The sequence below is a fragment of the Andreprevotia chitinilytica DSM 18519 genome (assembly GCF_000711875.1).
GTDB lineage: Bacteria > Pseudomonadota > Gammaproteobacteria > Burkholderiales > Chitinibacteraceae > Andreprevotia > Andreprevotia chitinilytica.
In genome coordinates this window covers 1-18,136 of sequence record NZ_JONM01000038.1, presented here as the reverse complement: position 1 = coordinate 18,136, position 18,136 = coordinate 1, and the positions used below count along the sequence as shown (strand labels likewise).

Sequence of the window (18,136 nt, the reverse complement as noted above, 5' to 3'; positions counted from 1 at the left end):
TTCAACATGACCGTGGCGCAGACCTTCAAGACCTGGACCGTGCTGGAGACGATCATTTCCGTGGTCGCCCTCGGTGGCGTGTTGATCGTCGCGGCAGTGATCTAAGCAGGACATGAACCAGATATGAGCGCGCTGTTCGACATCGTTTATCACATCCGTTCCTGCCGGGATCGGCTGTCCGTCACCGAGCAAAAAGTGGCGGATGCCATCCTCGCGGACATCGCCTTTGCCGCCGCCGCCAACATCGATCAGTTGGCGGAAAAGGCCGGCGTGAGCATCGCCACCATCTCGCGTTTTGCCAAATCGGTGGAATGCGACGACATCCGTGATCTGAAACTCAAGCTGGCACAAGCGAGTGCAGTCGGGGCGCGGTTTCTGGCCGATGCGCCGGGTGCGGATGAAAGTGCGTTCTATAGCCGCATCTGTGGCGAGATCGAAGCCACCCTGCGCGGCAATCTCGCCCGTTTCACCGAAGCGCAATTCCGCGCCGCCGCGATGCTGCTCAGCGATGCACGCATGATCTACGTCGCCGGCATGGGCGGTGCATCCACCATGCTGAGCGATGAATTCCAGTTCCGCCTGGCGCGGCTGGGCTTCCCCATCGCGGCCTATCACGACCCGGTGCTGCTGCGCATGCTCACCGCCACGCTCACGCCTAGAGATGCGCTGGTGCTGATGTCCGTCACTGGCGTCACGCCGGAGATGCTGGCCGTGGCCGACATCGCCCGCCAATACGGCGCGCGCGTCGTTGCCATCACCGATCCGGATTCGCCGCTGGCGACCAAGGCCTGCGTGGTATTGCCGGTGAAGACCGACGAAACCGATTTCATCTACAAGCCGTCCGCATCGCGCTACAGCATGTTGCTGGCCATCGACATCCTCGCCACCGAGCTGGCCCTCACCCGCAAGGAGCACAGCAAGGAATTGCTGCGCCGGGTGAAGTTCGCGCTCGACGAATACCGGGGCGGCGATAACCGGCTGCCCTTGGGCGATTAACTGGTAACTCAAGTCCGGAGAATCCTGCCATGACTTACGACCTGATCATCCGCAACGCACGCATTCTCGATGGCAGCGGCGCGGCCGAATACACCGCCGATGTCGCCGTGACCGATGGCCGCATCGCGCAGATTGGCGATCTGGGCAGTGCTAGCGCCACCAGCGACATCGACGCCAAAGGCCTCGCCCTCGCCCCCGGCTTTATCGACGTGCACACCCACGACGACACCAACGTGATCCGCCAGCCGGAAATGCTGCCGAAGATCTCGCAAGGCGTGACGACCGTGGTAGTCGGCAACTGCGGCATCAGCGCCAGCCCGGTCTCGCTCAAGGGCGACCCACCCGATCCGATGAATTTGTTGGGTGAGGCCAAGGACTTCAGCTACCCCACCTTCGACGACTACCGTCGCGCCGTCGATGCCGCCGTACCGAGCGTGAACGTGGCGGCGCTGATCGGCCACACCGCCTTGCGCAACAACCACATGGACCGGCTCGACCGCGTTGCCACGCCGGACGAAATCAACGGCATGCGCGAGCAACTGCGTGATGCGCTGGAAAACGGCGCACTCGGCCTTTCCACCGGCCTCGCCTACGCTTCGGCGATTTCCAGCACCACCGATGAGGTGAAATCGCTAGCCGAAGTGCTCAACGATTTTGGCGGCGTTTACACCACTCATTTGCGCACCGAATTCGACGGCATTCTCGACGCGATGGACGAAGCCTTCGACATCGGCCGCCATGCCAAGTCCCCCGTGATCGTCTCGCACCTGAAATGCGCCGGCGCCGGCAACTGGGGCCGCAGCGTGGAAGTGATCGACAAGATCGAGCACGCCGCCAAGGGGCACCCGGCTGGCTGCGATTGCTACCCCTACTCCGCCAGCTCATCGACGCTCGATCTCAAGCAAGTGACCAGCGATTTCGACATCCTCATCACCTGGAGCACGCCGCACCCGGAGATGGGTGGCAAGAAGCTGGCCGACATCGCTGCCGAGTGGAATCTGCCCCTGATGGACGCCGCAAAAAAACTGCAGCCTGCGGGCGCGGTTTACTACGGCATGGACGAAAACGACGTGCGCCGCATCCTCTCCAACCAGTTGACCATGGTCGGCTCGGACGGTCTGCCGAACGACCCGCTGCCGCATCCGCGCCTGTGGGGTGCGTTCCCCCGCGTGCTCGGTCATTACAGCCGCGACGTCGGGCTGTTCCCGCTCACCGAGGCGGTGCGCAAGATGACCGGCCTCTCTGCCGATCGTTTCGGCTTGGGTGACCGCGGCCGGATCAAGGTCGGCCATTGGGCGGATCTGGTGCTGTTCGACCCGGCGACGATTCGCGACACCGCCAACTTCAAAGACCCGATCCAGGCTGCCGACGGCATCGAAGCGGTATGGGTGAATGGCGTGCTGTCGTACCAACACAAACAACTGACCGGCCAACGCGCCGGCCGCTTCCTGCCCCGCTCACGCGACCTGCGCGTGGGCTTTCACTGATTCTTTGCATCTCTTCTGAGGAGTTAAACCATGTCCGATATCAAGCGTTATGGCGTTGAAGGTGGTTCCGGCACTGGCGGCCAGCACTTGCCATTTGCGCGTGCGGTCGAAGCCGATGGCTGGCTGTATGTGTCCGGCCAGACGCCGCTGGTGAATGGCAAAGTGGTCGGCACCGAGATCATCGAGCAATCGCACCAGACCATCCAGAACGTGCTGGCGATTCTGAAGGAAGCCGGCTACGGCCCGGAACACGTGGTGCGCTGCGGCGTGTGGTTGGACGATGCCCGTGATTTCATGTCGTTCAATGGTGTGTACAAGGAATACTTCGGCGCGAACCCACCGGCACGGGCTTGTGTGCAATCGAGCATGGTGATTGATTGCAAGGTTGAGGTGGATTGCGTGGCTTATAAGAAGCCGGTTTGAGAGCCGGCAGCCTTGAACAACTGAATTGTTTAGCGCTGATGGCGCGGGTAAAGGCGTTTCAAGCGGGAGTTCGTCCCGCAGGCCGAGTCACTTTTAGCGAAACTGCGCATGCGCAGTTTTCTTGTATCGCCAAGACAACCGGGCGCGGCCCGGTTGCGGCGAAGCCAAAAGTAACCCAAAGAAGGCGACCCTGCATCCGCGCCCTATCGGGTTCCCGATCAAGCAAGGCCGTCACGGGCGGGGATCGAAAACTCGGGCTAAAGCCCTCAAACACTCGATCCCCGAAACCCCCGTGCCAACCTTGCTTGCTCGGCGCGGCTGAAAGGGATGGGCGTGCTATTCAGCCGTACGGGCTGTATTGACCGACTGCAGCAAATGTTGTGTACCGCAATTATTGGCACGCTTTTGCACCAAAATTGGCTCACCAAACATAAATTCCGGGATTCTGCGGAAATTAGTGGAAAATTCCGCCAACCAAACAGCAAACACATCATGTTTTCCGTGTTTTTCCAGCAAATCACCACGCGTTCATAATGCAGCTTCTTGTCTTAGCCGCTGAGTACCTGCCGTAACTGAGTGGCCGACTCAAGCTTGAAGGGGGCTTATCGACCCTAAGAAGAAGTCAACGAATTGACGTCGACTATCCGCTGCTCGGCCCATTGCCACCCGTTACCCTGTATGTCTGCAATGCAGCAGTTAGCTCACACTGCAGAGATCAAGTAATCGAACGACCGCTTTCACAGAGGGAAAACGCTCAGTTTCGACCCGCCGCCGCTGTTCGGCCAAGGATGGCCTCAACGGCAGCTTCCAGAGCTGGTCTGTCCCGGTCTCGGTGGACACTAACTTAAGGTGGATAATCCCCACCAAGGAGTTGTGTTCATGAAGAAGACCAGACGTATATTTCCCGAATCATTCAAACGCGAAGCGGTTGATCAGGTGTTGGCCGGTACGCCATTGCGTCATGTCGCCCAAGCCCTCGGCATCACCGAAGCGCTGCTGGGCAAATGGAAGCGCCAGCTCAACGAGGCTGGCCCCGACGCCTTTCCCGGACGTGGCAAGCAGCTCGGCGAAGCCGCCGAACTCAAACGCCTGCGCGATGACCTGGCACGCGTCACCATGGAGCGCGACGTCCTAAAAAAAGCGCTCGCCATCTTCTCGCAACCCCCGAAGTGAAATTCCGCGCCATCCAGGCGCTTGCCGACCGTTACCCCGTTGCCGCCATGTGCCGCCTGTTCCGGGTGTCCCGCAGCGGTTACTACGCTTGGCAAAACCGGATGCCTTCGGCGCGAGAGATGGCCAACCGCACCCTGCTCCGGGAAATCCGTCTGGTGCATGCTGAAGTCAATGGCATTTACGGACATCGCCGGATTCACGCCGAACTGGTGGCGCAAGGATTTGCCTGCGGTCGGCACCGGATTGCCCAGTTGATGCGGCAGGCGGGTCTGCGCGTGCGCACCCGCAAACGCTGGCGACCGGTCGCCGCCAGCAAGCACATACTGCCGGTGGCGCCGAACCGGCTGGAACGGCAATTCGACGCCCCGGACGTGAACCAGCGCTGGGTCTCCGACATGACCTATATCCGAACAGACGAGGGCTGGTTGTACTTGGCGGTGGTGCTGGATTTGTATTCCCGGGCGGTGGTGGGCTGGGCGATGCATCACCGGATGCAGCAAGAACTGGTACATGCCGCGCTGACCATGGCGGTAGCACGCCGGAAACCGGCACAAACGGTGCTGCTGCATTCGGATCGAGGCAGCCAGTACTGTGCGCTTGATTACCAGACCCTACTGAGACGGCACGGCATCGTGCCGAGTCATTCGCGAGCGGGAAATTGCTGGGACAATGCGGCCATGGAAAGCTTCTTCCGGTCGCTGAAGGCGGAAAGGGTGTATCTGACCCGTTATCGGAATTATGAAGAGGCGCGGGCGGATGTATTCGACTACATCCGGTTTTACAATCATCACCGCCGTCATTCGACCCTGGATTATCTGACCCCGGTGGAATTTGAACGGCGCAATTCAGTGCTTAGTGCTTAACCCGTTGTCCACCGAGACCGGGACAGACCAGAACATCGCAGTTGGCCGTGGCGCTAGTTATGGTTTATCCGATATGAGCCAAATGAATCTGCTTCATAAAACGCTGCAGGCGTTGCGTCATCGCGGCTTGGTTAACGAGTCCGGCCACATTACCGATATTGGCCGTACCGCTCTTTCGACAAGACAAGAGGTATAAGGTGAGTCGGATCAATCACCTTACGCATTTCAACCGATAACAGGCTGCAGCGAGTGTTCTGACGTCAATCGGGTTCGCCGAGCAATGTGTCATTGTTAGCATCTCACTCATCCACCCATTCCTGCAGTGTCGCAAGCAGCATGGTTGGCGCAACGGGCTTCGCTAAATACGCGCTAAACAATTTGGAACGCGGGTCTTCCTGCAATGAATTCGTATAGGCGGTGAGCGCGATAATCGGTAGCTGTAATCCGAATTCGGCACGCAAGGCCTCGGCGACTTCAAAGCCAGATTTGTGCGGCATCTGGATGTCGGTGATGATTGCATCAAATCGGGTGGTCAAGGCCGCATCGATGCCTTGCTGGCCGTCTTCTTTGGTCACGCAAGCAAAGCCCATGCTTTCGATCAGGGAGGCCAGACTGTCGCGGATCAATAGGTCGTCTTCGATGAGCAAAACCTGCTTGATTCCATCGTGGTCATGTTCCGCATTTCTTGCGTCGAGTAACCGCGCCAGCACAGGTTCTTTCACCAGCGGGGCAACGACCTCCACCGGAATGCAAACGGTAAACGTACTCCCCGTTCCCGGTGCTGATTCAAGCGTAATAGCGCCGCCGGCCAGCTTGACCAGTTGCTCGACGATGGCGAGCCCTAACCCCATGCCTTTTTGTGACCCCACATTCAGCCGCGTAAAGGCATGAAATATCTTCTCGTGATCAGCGGGGTTGATTCCCAACCCCGTATCGTCCACCTGGACCCGCAGGATGCTTTTGTCGGGGTGTTTGGCATGTTCGTGAGCCAAATCAATCGCTAATTTCACTGCCCCACTGTCGGTGTATTTGATCGCGTTCTCGATCAAATTGGAGAGAATCTGTTGAAAGCGATTGCGATCAAAATGGATCGACACCGGAAGGGCAGTAGGGGCGTACGAAAACACCAGCCCTTTCTTCTCCGCGAGTCGCCGATAGTTTTCCAGCAACGGGTCGACACATTCTGCGAGGTCGAATGGTTGATATACCAAGGTCAGCTGCTTGTGCTGCAACCGGCCGAAATCGACCAGATCGTTGATCAGGCGAGCCAGTTGATCAGAGGCGGATTTGATGGCGCGACAGTGCGCACGCAAGGGGTCGGTAACGGCCTTCAGCTCAATGAGCGCGATTGAGGCCACGATGGCCTGCAGCGGGCTGCGCAGGTCGTGACTGACGGTACTGAGCAAGCGTTCCAGTTCAGAGAACCGAGTGGCTTCCGACTCGGCCCATGACTTGATTGCCACAATGGTGGCGATGAGCGAGGCGATGCAGAGTGAGATCAAGATTGCGGCACAGAGCAGCGCAATGCTGGAATTGCGCTGACTGGCTTGGATGGATCGCACCATGTCGTCCCGGATAGTGACCTCGTTCGTTAATCCATCCACTTGCATTGCCCGCAACCGGGAATCAATTAGTCGATGCGCCGACAAGATGCGACGATCGGTTTCCTTGTTGGCCGGCTCTGCTAACGAACGCTTTAACAGCTGAATAAATTCGGTGTTGGCCGCCAAAAATTCGGTGTAGTCCGGATTGCCTGCAAATTGCCTTGATATCTCGGACGGCGGGCGCAGGGTGTCAAAATCACTCTCCGCCAGTTGGAGCGCCAGTTGCAGCTCCTCCTTTGCGTTGTCCCTCCCTATCCAAACGTTCTGATAGGCAACAAACGCTTTGTTATGGGACAGAATATTTTGCACCACCTCAAAATAGTGCCCGGTGCCTTGCTGATCCAACCAACGCGCAATCGTCCCCTTGGAGCCTGCCATGCCGTAAAGCATGCTGGCCAACCAGCCGATCACCAGCAAGGTGCCAATGCATAAGACCGCTGATGAAACTAAAAGGGATCGGGCCGGGAGCCGATTGAACCAGGCACGCATTGCTTACCTAACGACAAAACCATTCACTGCCCATGCCAGGCGTGAAGTAGTCAGGTTGTTTTTCAATTCAGCGGGGTGATCATCCATTGGGTACATCACCCACAGCGGACCTTTATTGTTGATCGTCAGCCGCTTGCCGTCGGCTTCTACGGCCAGGATGACGTGCCACTTTTTAAAATCAGCAACCGGAATCTTGACCGGATAATCGTCAAGCGTATTGACCAGCACCTCCGTTGCCGTATCGGAAATGCCTGCTTTAGCCAGCACATCCGAAATCAGCGGGCCTCGGAAAACGGTCTTGGCGGTCCAATGCGTCGTCGTCGTGATCGACACTTGCGGCAACTTCAGCAAATCATTTAGCGCAAAGACGTATTGCTTCACACCCGCTGCAACCCGTGTGTGATTGCCAACTTTCCCCGTAATGACGAGGATTTGAGCGTCGTCTGCGCGAGTGATATTGGCGCACACCAGAAACAGCGCCATCAACAAAAGCTTCTTCATTTTTATTCTCCCTTAGTTCAGCCTGTTTTCGATCTTCGCCACGGCAGTCACCCATTCATCTTCGGCACCGCCTGTCACGGTGTGCACCTGAAACGCCGGCTCATTCAGATAGTAGTGACACCAGCTCGACCAATAGTCGGTGACCACGAATGCGGTGGTCGGCACGCCTAAGCCGGCGGCAATGTGCATGGCCGCGGTGTCCACGGTGTAGACATGGGCAGCATTCGCAATAATCCGAATGAAATCCCGTGCGCTCGTCGAGGTTGCCGAGATATTCAGGAAGGTGTCGTGCGCAATTCGATTGGTAAATCCATGCACCGGCAGCGCGTGCCGAAGACTGATCGTCCGAGCAGCCCGAACCGCCACAGCATCGGGCATGGATTTGAAATCTTCCTTGGAGTCGCTGACGAGTAATGAATACGGCTGATCCGCAGAGGCAAAGCGGAGCTTCTTCAGCCACGTCGGCTTTTTGTATTCAACGGGAATTTGGGATGCATCCAGCCCCAAGGCAGTCGCGTACATGTCCACAATCGCGCCATCGCGAAACCGGTGCCCGAAAAGATCGGTCAAGTCGACAACGGTCGCATCATTGGCTGCGATGTGGTCAGCCTGCGCGGGCAATAACTCGATCGCATCCAGAATGCGTTCTTGCACAGCAAGCGCATAAATCTCGTAGACGAAAGATGGCATCGTGTTGGCGAGGAAGACACGAATCCGGCAGCCAAAGTGCGCCTTGATATATTGCAGCAACCCGACGCCCATAATCGCGTCGCCCATGCCTTGGCTGAAGCCCCCGAGGATGTGCAGCACTTTGGTTTTGCTGTAGTCGATCAATGACGGACTGAAGTCCAGGTGGTGGCAGTTGGGTATTAACGTCCGGATCGAGACAAACGCATCGCCCTGCACCTGTTCCTTGCGCACATCGTAGGGGGCAAAGACGAGCCCGTCTCGTAACCATGCCGTTCCAACGTAGGGTGTATGGCCGGTGTGCCCTTGCAACTCGGCTGCGGTTGTATTCAACAGTTCTATTCCTCATCCATTCGATGTACTGATCATGAAGCGCGCGTTAGAAAGTGTGACAAAACGGCCGCCTCAGGCTCTCCCTCTGCAGCGCAGCTATTCGCCCCTGACCGTGCGTAACTTTTTGATGGCGTTTTTGAGCGCCGAAATGATGATTTCAGGCGCGACCGGCTTTTGTCCGTACAGTACGTCGGCCTGTGCAATGGCGCTGGCAACTTCCTGCGCGGCGGCCTGACCGGTAAGCAGATAAATTGGCGCTGCGGCAGATTGCTCGCGTACGCGCCGGATCAATGCCTCTCCACCCATGTCCGGCAAGCGCCAGTCCAGTACATACCCGTCGAAGGCAGTGCCTTGCATGGCCTGCAAGAGCGCATCTGCGCTTTCAAACGTCGACACCAGAAAGTGTTCCTCCATCGTCTCCCGCATCACCGCCAGTATCTGTTCGTCGTCATCGACGACGGCGATATGGGGGCAGCCAATGGCATCAAGGATTGCGTCAAACGAAACACCAAGATGCCGCAATTTGATCATCGCCTCCAAACCCGGTAGTGCCTCTCCCTTCAGGACACGGTAGGTCTGCGTGCGCGACTGCTGCAACACATCCATTGTCCGTACCAAGCGGCGCGGTGGTTGCGGAAACGAGAGCAGATCGAGCTGCTTGTTCAGCATCTGCCCAAAAGCATGTAGTCGGGATGGCTGCTCATCGACCGGAGTTTGTTGCTCTGACATAACAATTTCCTGAGTTTCGTGAAAGCTAGTAAAGCACGAAGGGCTTGCATTTTGTAAATCGCGGTGCAAAACTACACGAAAGTTCCAAATAAGGAACAAACATGTTTCGTATTTTGGATTTCACTGTCGGCCGTAGTGATTACGGCATGTGTTGTTTTTGCGAGGCTTGTGCATGTCCAAGGCGAAGAGCGAGATCGAAGTGGAAATCGAGGCTGTCGCGACTTCCTCAACAACGCGCCAATGGCTCAGGGCCGCATTGCTGAGTGCATTACGCCAAGACTGCATTGAAGTGGCTGATGACTCGGCGCAACTTGCCGTCCTGCTGCGTCGACGCTGTGACGCGATTCTCGGCCGGAACAAACGGAGCAATGGGAATGAATTATAGAGAATGTTGTTCCCTAATAAGAAACAAGTTGCATCCAATTCTGACGGGGACTTCCCGACATGCCAAAGCGCAATGCCGATCCTGCCTCGATGGTGTATCACGCTTCCTTCAAAGCGTTTTCGCAGGACTATCACCAGTTGTCTTTGGATGCGAAAGCCGAGTACCGGGCCGCGATCAGGACGGTATTCGGGCCTTTCTTTCTGGAAAGCTGGCTGTGCTGGGACAGGCAGCAGCGTATGAACCCTCACGCTTGATCAGGCTGTGCCGCCAAGGCATCAGACGGCAACGCTCCTCTCTTGTGCATAACCTCACCCAATGTAGGGGTAAATCTGATGAGCGGGTGCTTCGCAGTAAGAAAAGTTGGTTAGAATGCCGGACGCATTCTATATTTGCTTACGTGTTTTTAGAAAATACTTACAGGCCAGCAGGTCGGGTTGATGAAAAACTCACAACCTCTCGCAATAAGCCTCAGATCGGCGCGCATTCGGTTTGCACTGAAAAGAAAAGGAGAATCGCTCCTTTTTCCGTCGCGCATGTGACAAACCAGAACGAGGCAATAACTGTCCATCTGCTGACTCTCTTGCCTTGGCGTGAAAGCTTTTGGGCAGCCTGGATCAATTTGCTTTTTGATTTCGTAAGACGGCATCCGGGGGCATAGCAATGGTCAGTCGCTTAAGTGGCACGGTGCCGATGCGATTGATTGAGCAGAAATAACAATGCAATTCGATGGCCCAGATGCGGCGCGCATTCAATGCCATTGATTGAAATAAATAATAAATCAGGTATGGGGAGTGGTTTTTTGCGTTTTGCTGCATTCGTTTTTAACCAAAAGTCTGGATTCATTTCCGCTGCGTCGCCCGTTCAAAGAACAACGCTTGCAATCGCGCTATGTGGTTGTATCGCAATGGGTGCGCACGCCGCAGACGCACCATTCAATCCCGCCGATGCCAGTGCGCAGGAACTGCTGCGCCAGCAAGAGCGCGAACGCCTGCTGCGGCAGCAGCAAGAACAGACACCCGATGTGCGGCTGCAAACACCGCAGGCACCGGGCGTATCCACACGCCTCCCCGACAATGAATCCCCCTGTTTCCCCATTCGCCAGATCGAATTGAAAGGCGATTCGGCGGAGCGCTTTACTTGGGCGATTGCCGCCGCCGACCAACGAGACGATAAAGCCGTCGGGCGCTGCCTGGGCACGGCCGGGGTCAACCTGGTCATGAAGCGCGTGCAGAACGCGATCGTCGAAAAAGGCTTTGTGACCACGCGGATCGTGGCGGAGGAACAAGACCTGCGCACCGGCGTGCTCCGGCTGACGGTGATTCCGGGCCGGATTCGCGCCATCCGCTTTGCCGAAGGCACCGCGCATCGCGCCACGCAATGGAATGCCGTGCCGGCACAACCGGGCGACATATTGAATCTGCGTGATATCGAACAAGCACTGGAAAACTTCAAGCGCGTACCGACGGCCGAGGCCGATATCCAGATCACGCCGGCGGAAGGTGCCACTGCCAAGCCGGGCGAAAGCGATCTGGTCATTGTCTGGAAACAGGCTTTGCCGTTCCGCATCAGTGTGTCTGCCGATGACTCAGGCAGTGAGGCAACCGGCAAATATCAAGGCAGCGTCACGTTCTCCTACGACGACTGGTGGACGCTCAACGACCTGTTTTATCTCACCGTGAGCCGTGATCTGGTTGGCCTCGATCACAGCGACAAAGGCACGCGCGGCTATTCCGCGTTCTACTCGGTGCCGTTTGGCTACTGGCTACTGAGCCTGAGCGCCAATAGCAGCAACTACTACCAGTCCGTGGCGGGCGCGACCCAGACCTATATCTATCGCGGCGAAAGCCAGAGCGGCGATATCAAGCTGTCTCGGCTGGTTTATCGCGATGCGGTGCGCAAGACCACTTTGTCGATGCGAGGCTGGACGCGCGCCTCGAAGAACTTCATCAACGATACCGAAGTCGAGGTTCAGCGCCGCCGCACAGCGGGTTGGGAATTCGGCATTGCGCACCGCGAATTCGTGGCCGCGTCGACTGTTGATCTCAACGTTACCTACAAGCGCGGCACTGGTGCGTTCGGAACACTGGCTGCGCCGGAGGAAGCGTTCGGCGAAGGCACCTCACGCGCCGGCATCATCAACGCGAATCTCCAGCTGAACGTGCCTTGGACGGCGGGCTCGCAACGCTTGCGTTACAGCGGCGAGTGGCGCGCCCAATGGAACCGGACGCCCTTGGTGCCGCAGGATCGTTTTTCCATCGGCGGTCGTTACACGGTGCGCGGCTTCGATGGCGAGAGCAGCCTCTCGGCGGAGCGCGGCTGGCTGGTTCGCAATGAATTGAATTTCGCGCTGGGTGATAGCGCTCAGGAGTTCTATCTCGGCGCAGATTACGGCGAAGTCGCCGGCCCATCGGCGCAGAACCTGGTGGGTTACCGGTTGGCCGGCGTCGTCATGGGTTTGCACGGTGGTTTCAAAGGCGTGAATTACGACGTCTTCGTGGGCCGGCCGATTCTCAAGCCCGAGCTATTTCAGACTGCAACCCCAATCGCCGGCTTTAACGTCGGCTGGTCGTATTGAGTTGGCAATGCCAGCACACATTCGGGCAGCCCAGTACAACACCCTAATTAAAAATATCTAGCCAGGCCGCAATGGCCCGGGAAAACCATGAATAAGAACCTATACCGGATCGTTTTCAACAAAGCGCGTGGTCTGCTGATGGTGGTGGCGGAAATCGTCACCAGCGACGGCAAGACGGCGGGGACGACGGATGCGCCTTCCGGCAGCGCCGGCGGCCAGCAAGTGGCGACCATTTCGCCACTGCCGTTCCTGTTGATGGCGGCGTTCGGCATGGTGCTTTGGGTTTCCCCGCTGGCGCATGCGCAGATCGTGGCCGATCCGAACGCGCCGGGCACGCAACAGGCAACGGTGCTCACCACGTCGAATGGCCGGCCGTTGGTGAATATCCAGACGCCCAGCTCTGGCGGCGTTTCGCGCAACGTCTACACCCAATTCGACGTCGATAAGAACGGGGTCATCCTCAATAACTCCCGCACCAATACCTCCACGCAATTGGGCGGTTGGGTGCAAGCCAACCCGTGGTTGGCCACGGGCACCGCGCGCATCATCCTGAACGAAGTCAATGCCAGCAACCCGAGTCAATTGAAGGGCTACATCGAGGTCGCCGGGGATCGCGCCCAAGTGGTCATTGCCAACGCGGCCGGTATCAGTTGCGACGGCTGCGGCTTCATCAACGCCAGCCGGGCCACCCTGACTACCGGCACACCGCAATTCAGCGGCGGCAACCTCACCGGCTATCTGGTGCAACGCGGCCAGATCACCGTTGGCGGCGCGGGGCTGGATGCCAGCCAGACCGACTTCACCGACCTGATTGCGCGCTCAGTGCAAGTCAACGCCGGCATCTGGGCCAAGAACCTGCAGGTCACTGTTGGGGCCAATCAGGTCAGCGTCGATCAAAGCCAGGTCACCCAAACCTCCGGCACCGATGCCGCGCCCGCGTTCGGGATCGACGTTTCCAGCCTGGGCGGGATGTATGCCGGCAAGATCACTCTCGTGGGCACCGAGGCCGGCGTGGGCATGCGCAATGCCGGGCAGATCGGCGCCAGTGTGGGCGAAGTGGTCGTCACTGCCGACGGCAAGCTGCAAAACGTTGGCGCGATCACCAGTGCGACGGATACCCGCATCACCACCAATGGCGGCCTGAGCAACAGCGGTTCGCTCTACGCGCAAGGTAATGCCAGCGTTAGCACCCAAGGCAATGTCGACAATAGCGGCGTCATTGCTGCGGTCGGCAATACCACCGTCAGCGCCACCGGCGCGGGCAGCCAGATCACCAATCACAGCGGCGCGCTCCTCGGTGCCGGCATCCAGAGCGACGGCTCCCTCGCCACCACCGGCAACCTCAATGTCACCGCCACTGGCCAAGTTACGACGCAAGGCCAGAATCTGGCCGGCGGCGATCTCAGCCTGCACGGTAGCAGCCTCGATCTGTCCAGCAGCCAGACCGGCGCGCACAACATCACGCTGACCGCGACCAGCGGCGACGTTGATGCGAATCACGCCACCGTCTCCGCCAGCCAGACCTTGGCGGCAACGGCCAGCCAGACGCTGCGCACCGACAGCGCTCACGTCTCCGCCAGCCAGCTCAACCTCACCGCCCACGACATCAGCAACGTTGCCGGCGAACTGGTGCAAACCGGCACGGGCGACACCACCATTGCTCCGGTCGGCAACCTCGATAACACCAGCGGCCGCATCGCCAGCAACGGCAGCAACCTCACGCTCGGCGCGCAAACGCTCACCAATACCAGCGGCACCATTGAACACGCCGGCACCGGCACGCTGGCCGTCAATGCCACCACGCTGAATGGCAGCAGTGGCACGATTGGCAGCAACGGCCAACTCAAGCTGACCGCACAAAACGCCACCCTCGATCACGGCAATACCAGTGCCCAACAAATCCAGATCAGCACCGCCACCTTGTCGAATCGTGGCGGCAGCCTGATCCAGAGTGGCACTGGTGCGACCCAGATCACCGCCACGACGCAACTGGACAACACCGGCGGCACGGTTGCCAGCAACGGTGCGACGACGTTAACGGTTGGCGATCTGCACAATCAGGGCGGCACCATTCAGTCCACCAGCACCGCCGACCTGACCGTGCACGCCACCGGCGATATCGACAACAGCGCCCAAGGCAAATTGAGTGCGGGCGGCAACGGCATCGTGACGGCGAACAGCTTGAACAATGCGCACGGTCAGCTCACTGCCGGCAAGAGCCTGCAAGTTGCGACCACCAACGCTATCGACAACAGCAGCGGCACACTGGCCGCCAACCAGACTGTCGCCATCACTGGCGGCGATGTCACCAACACCAGCGGCGACATTCACGGTGGCAATGTCGGGCTTAACCTGACCGGCCAGCTGAGCAACACCCAAGGCCAGATCAACAGTAGCGGCGACCTGACCGTCAGCACCGCTACCGGCATCAGCAACAGCGGCACCTTGTACGCCCACGGCAATGCCAACCTCGGCACCCAAGGCAACATCGACAACAGCGGTGTCATTGCTGCGGCCGGCAATACCACCCTCAACGCTACCGGTGCGTCCAGCCAGATCACCAGCCACAGTGGCGCGACGCTGGGCGCGGGCATTCAGGCCGACGGCTCCCTCGCCACCACCGGCAACCTGAGCGTCACGGCCACCGGCCAAGTGACCGCCCAAGGCCAGAATCTGGCTGGCGGCGACCTCAGCCTGCACGGCAGCAGTCTTGATCTCAGCACCAGCCAGACCAGCGCACACAACGTCACGCTGACTGCGACCAGTGGCGATATTGATGCCAACCACGCCACCGTCACCGCCAGTCAAACCCTGACGACCACCGCCGCCCAAACACTGCGCACCGACGGCGGCCACGTTTCGGCCAATAAACTCAATCTGGCCGCCCATGACCTCAGCAACGTTAGCGGCAATCTGACTCAGACCGGTGCGGGTGACAGCACCATTGCCCTCGCTGGCAACCTCGACAACACCAGCGGCCACATCGCCAGCAATAGCACCAATCTCACCCTTGGCGCGCAAACGCTGACCAACAACAGCGGCAGCATTGCCCACGCCGGCACCGGCACATTGGCAATCACCGCCACCACACTCAATGGCACCAGTGGCACGATCGGCAGCAACGGCCAGCTCAATCTGACTGCGCAAACCGCCACCCTCGACCACGGCAACACTAGCGCTCAACAAATCCAGATCAGTACCGCCACCTTGTCGAACCGTAGCGGCAACCTGATCCAGAGTGGCACCGGTGCGGCCCAGATCAGCGCGACGATCTCACTGGACAACACCGGCGGCACGCTCACCAGCAACGGCGCGACGACGTTAACGGTTGGCGATCTGCACAACCAGGGCGGCACGATCCAATCGACCGGCACGGCCGATCTGACCGTGCATGCCACCAGCAATATCGATAACAGCGCCCAAGGTAAATTGAGTGCGGGCGGCAACGGTACACTCACGGCCGCTAGCCTGAACAATGCCCATGGCCAGCTCACCGCTGGCAACAACCTGCAAGTCACCACCACCAACGCCATCGACAACAGCAGCGGCACGCTGGCAAGTAATCAGGCAGTCGTCATTGCGGCCGGTGACCTGACCAATGCCAATGGCGACATTCATGGCGGCAACATTGGCATGACCCTCACCGGCCAGCTCGCTAATACCGCCGGCCAGATCAACAGCAGCGGCGACCTGACCGTCAACGCCGCCACCGGCCTCGCCAACAGCGGCACCTTGTACGCCCACGGCAATGCCAATCTCGGTACGCAAGGCAACATCGACAACAGCGGTGTGATTGCTGCGGCCGGCAACACCACGCTCAACGCCACCGGTGCGACCAGCCAGATCACCAGCCACAGCGGTGCGACGCTTGGCGCGGGCATCCAGACCGACGGCTCGCTCGCCTCTACCGGCAATCTGAGCGTCACCGCTACCGGCCAAGTGACCGCCCAAGGCCAGAATCTGGCCGGCGGTGACCTCAGCCTGCACGGCAGTGGTCTTGATCTCAGTACCAGCCAGACCAGTGCGCACAATGTCACGCTGACTGCGACCAGTGGCGACGTCGATGCCAACCACGCCACCGTCTCCGCCAGTCAGACCCTGACGGCTACCGCCGCCCAAACGCTACGCACTGACAGTGCACACGTCTCGGCCAACCAGCTCAATCTGGCCGCCCACGACCTGAGCAACGTCGGCGGCGGCCTGACCCAGACCGGCAGCGGCGACACCACCATTGCGCTCGTCGGCAGCCTCGACAACACCAGCGGCCATATCGCCAGCAATGGCAACAACCTGACCCTCGGTGCGACCACGCTGACCAACGCCAATGGCGGCCAAATCCAGCATGCCGGCAGCGGTATGTTGGCCATCACCGCCACCACGCTGAATGGCGATCACGGCAGCATCGGTAGTAATGGTCAGCTCAATCTGACTGCCGGCGCGGCGATCCTCGACAACGGCACCACCACGGCGCAGCAACTGCAGATTCAAACCAGCACGCTGAGCAATCGTAGCGGCAGCATCACCCAATCTGGCACCAGCGCGGCGCAGATCACTGCCACCACTGCCCTGGACAACACCGGTGGCACGGTCACCAGCAACGGCGCGACGACGTTAACGGTCGGTACGCTGACCAATCAGGGCGGCACGATCCAATCGACCGGCACCGCCGACCTGACCGTGCACGCCACCGGCAACATCGACAACAGCGCCCAAGGCAAATTGAGCGCGGGCGGCAACGGCATCGTGACGGCGAACAGCCTGAACAATGCCCACGGCCAGCTCACCGCTGGCAACAGCCTGCAAGTCGCGACCACCAACGCCATCGACAACAGCAGCGGCACACTGGCCGCCAATCAGGCCGTCACGCTCAACGCAAGCGACCTCACCAATACCTCCGGCGACGTGCACGGCCACGGCGTCACTGCCACCTTGACCGGCCAACTGAGCAACACCCAAGGCCAGATCAACAGTAGCGGCGACCTGACCGTCAACACCGTCACCGGCCTCGCTAACAGCGGCACCTTGTACGCCCACGGCAATGCCAATCTCGGCACGCAAGGCAACATCGACAACAGCGGTGTGATCGCTGCGGCCGGCAACACCACGCTCAACGCCACCGGTGCGACCAGCCAGATCACCAGCCACAGTGGCGCAGTTCTTGGCGCTGGCATCCAGAGCGACGGCTCGCTCGCCACCACGGGCAACCTCTCCGTTACGGCGACGGGCCAGATCACGACGCAAGGCCAAAACTTGGCCGGTGGCGACCTCAGCCTGCACGGTAGCAGCCTTGATCTGAGCACTAGCCAGACCAGTGCGCACAACATCACGCTGACCGCGACCAGCGGCAATGTGGATGCCAACCACGCCACCGTCTCCGCCAGTCAAACCCTGACGGCCACCGCTGCGCAAACGCTACGCACCGACAGTGCCCACGTCTCGGCCAACCAGCTTAATCTGGCCGCTCATGACCTCAGCAACGTTAGCGGCAACCTGACTCAGACCGGCAGCGGCGACAGCGCCATTCTCCTCGCTGGCAACCTCGACAACACCAGCGGCCGCATCGCCAGCAACGGCAACAACCTCACGCTCGGCGCGCAAACGCTCACCAACAGCAACGGCACCATCGAACACGTCGGCACCGGTACGCTCGCCATCACCGCTACCACGCTCAATGGCACGCACGGCAATATCGGCAGCAACGGGCTGTTGAATCTGACCGCGCAAACGGCAACGCTCGACAGCGGCAGCACCGTTGCCCAGCAGCTGCAAGTGAACACCGCCACCTTGTCGAATCGCGGCGGCAGCCTGATCCAGAGCGGCACCGGCGCGACCCAGATCACCGCGACGACGGCGCTGGACAACGTCGGTGGCACGCTGGCCAGCAACGGCGC

The 18,136-nt window shown here is 59.4% G+C and carries 14 protein-coding genes; 10 read left to right on the top strand and 4 right to left on the bottom strand.

What is annotated here, in order from left to right:
- Positions 1-6: 6 nt before the first annotated feature.
- From BR41_RS25625 to BR41_RS20880, 6 genes are all read left to right on the top strand, one after another.
- The gene (locus BR41_RS25625; RefSeq protein WP_373278362.1) at positions 7-105 is read left to right on the top strand and encodes a GntT/GntP/DsdX family permease; all 99 of its coding nucleotides are present in this window, start codon (positions 7-9) and stop codon (positions 103-105) included.
- Between the two features lie 18 nt (positions 106-123).
- Positions 124-996, top strand: a complete 873-nt coding sequence (locus BR41_RS20900) for a MurR/RpiR family transcriptional regulator (protein ID WP_035061142.1) — start codon at positions 124-126, stop codon at positions 994-996.
- A 29-nt stretch (positions 997-1,025) separates the two neighbouring features.
- Entirely contained in the window at positions 1,026-2,483 is a 1,458-nt protein-coding gene (locus BR41_RS20895; RefSeq protein WP_035061140.1) for an N-acyl-D-amino-acid deacylase family protein, read from the top strand.
- A gap of 30 nt (positions 2,484-2,513) precedes the next feature.
- Positions 2,514-2,906 (top strand): RidA family protein, encoded by a 393-nt coding sequence (locus BR41_RS20890; protein WP_035061138.1) that lies wholly within the window; start codon positions 2,514-2,516, stop codon positions 2,904-2,906.
- An 879-nt stretch (positions 2,907-3,785) separates the two neighbouring features.
- Complete coding sequence (locus BR41_RS20885; protein WP_035061137.1) at positions 3,786-4,079, top strand: transposase; 294 nt, start codon at positions 3,786-3,788, stop codon at positions 4,077-4,079.
- The gene (locus BR41_RS20880) at positions 4,076-4,942 is read left to right on the top strand and encodes an IS3 family transposase (protein WP_156970839.1); all 867 of its coding nucleotides are present in this window, start codon (positions 4,076-4,078) and stop codon (positions 4,940-4,942) included. Before BR41_RS20885 ends, BR41_RS20880 begins: the two co-directional genes overlap by 4 nt.
- Before the next feature lie 299 nt (positions 4,943-5,241).
- Here BR41_RS20880 and BR41_RS20875 read toward each other — a convergent pair whose 3' ends face one another.
- The 4 genes from BR41_RS20875 to BR41_RS20860 all read right to left on the bottom strand — a co-directional run bounded on the left by BR41_RS20875 (position 5,242) and on the right by BR41_RS20860 (position 9,384).
- Positions 5,242-6,957, bottom strand: coding sequence for an ATP-binding response regulator (locus tag BR41_RS20875; RefSeq protein WP_245616036.1), 1,716 nt, complete (start codon positions 6,955-6,957; stop codon positions 5,242-5,244).
- Positions 6,958-7,038: 81 nt separating this feature from the next.
- Complete coding sequence (locus BR41_RS20870; protein WP_035061135.1) at positions 7,039-7,536, bottom strand: putative pterin-binding protein; 498 nt, start codon at positions 7,534-7,536, stop codon at positions 7,039-7,041.
- Between the two features lie 12 nt (positions 7,537-7,548).
- Positions 7,549-8,556 (bottom strand): glycosyltransferase family 9 protein, encoded by a 1,008-nt coding sequence (locus tag BR41_RS20865; protein WP_156970838.1) that lies wholly within the window; start codon positions 8,554-8,556, stop codon positions 7,549-7,551.
- A gap of 96 nt (positions 8,557-8,652) precedes the next feature.
- The gene (locus tag BR41_RS20860; RefSeq protein WP_169741343.1) at positions 8,653-9,384 is read right to left on the bottom strand and encodes a response regulator; all 732 of its coding nucleotides are present in this window, start codon (positions 9,382-9,384) and stop codon (positions 8,653-8,655) included.
- 73 nt (positions 9,385-9,457) lie between these two features.
- On the opposite strand from BR41_RS20860, the gene BR41_RS20855 reads away from it, so the two are divergent.
- The 4 genes from BR41_RS20855 to BR41_RS20840 all read left to right on the top strand — a co-directional run.
- Positions 9,458-9,670 carry a hypothetical protein gene (locus BR41_RS20855; RefSeq protein ID WP_035061125.1) on the top strand — a complete coding sequence of 71 codons (213 nt, stop codon included), beginning with the start codon at positions 9,458-9,460 and terminating at the stop codon, positions 9,668-9,670.
- A gap of 59 nt (positions 9,671-9,729) precedes the next feature.
- Positions 9,730-9,924, top strand: a complete 195-nt coding sequence (locus tag BR41_RS24410; RefSeq protein WP_156970837.1) for a hypothetical protein — start codon at positions 9,730-9,732, stop codon at positions 9,922-9,924.
- Positions 9,925-10,574: 650 nt separating this feature from the next.
- The gene (locus BR41_RS20845; RefSeq protein ID WP_035061119.1) at positions 10,575-12,245 is read left to right on the top strand and encodes a ShlB/FhaC/HecB family hemolysin secretion/activation protein; all 1,671 of its coding nucleotides are present in this window, start codon (positions 10,575-10,577) and stop codon (positions 12,243-12,245) included.
- Between the two features lie 87 nt (positions 12,246-12,332).
- Positions 12,333-18,136 (top strand): two-partner secretion domain-containing protein (locus BR41_RS20840; protein ID WP_035061116.1); only part of this gene is annotated, 5,804 nt, incomplete at its 3' end.

Coding starts and splice junctions, on each gene's coding strand:
- BR41_RS20895 (WP_035061140.1), top strand. CDS start 1,026: ATGACTTACGACCTGATCATCCGCAACGCACGCATTCTCGATGGCAGC.
- BR41_RS20855 (WP_035061125.1), top strand. CDS start 9,458: ATGTCCAAGGCGAAGAGCGAGATCGAAGTGGAAATCGAGGCTGTCGCG.
- BR41_RS20845 (WP_035061119.1), top strand. CDS start 10,575: ATGGGTGCGCACGCCGCAGACGCACCATTCAATCCCGCCGATGCCAGT.
- BR41_RS20890 (WP_035061138.1), top strand. CDS start 2,514: ATGTCCGATATCAAGCGTTATGGCGTTGAAGGTGGTTCCGGCACTGGC.
- BR41_RS20900 (WP_035061142.1), top strand. CDS start 124: ATGAGCGCGCTGTTCGACATCGTTTATCACATCCGTTCCTGCCGGGAT.
- BR41_RS24410 (WP_156970837.1), top strand. CDS start 9,730: ATGCCAAAGCGCAATGCCGATCCTGCCTCGATGGTGTATCACGCTTCC.
- BR41_RS20870 (WP_035061135.1), bottom strand. CDS start 7,536: ATGAAGAAGCTTTTGTTGATGGCGCTGTTTCTGGTGTGCGCCAATATC.
- BR41_RS20885 (WP_035061137.1), top strand. CDS start 3,786: ATGAAGAAGACCAGACGTATATTTCCCGAATCATTCAAACGCGAAGCG.
- BR41_RS25625 (WP_373278362.1), top strand. CDS start 7: ATGACCGTGGCGCAGACCTTCAAGACCTGGACCGTGCTGGAGACGATC.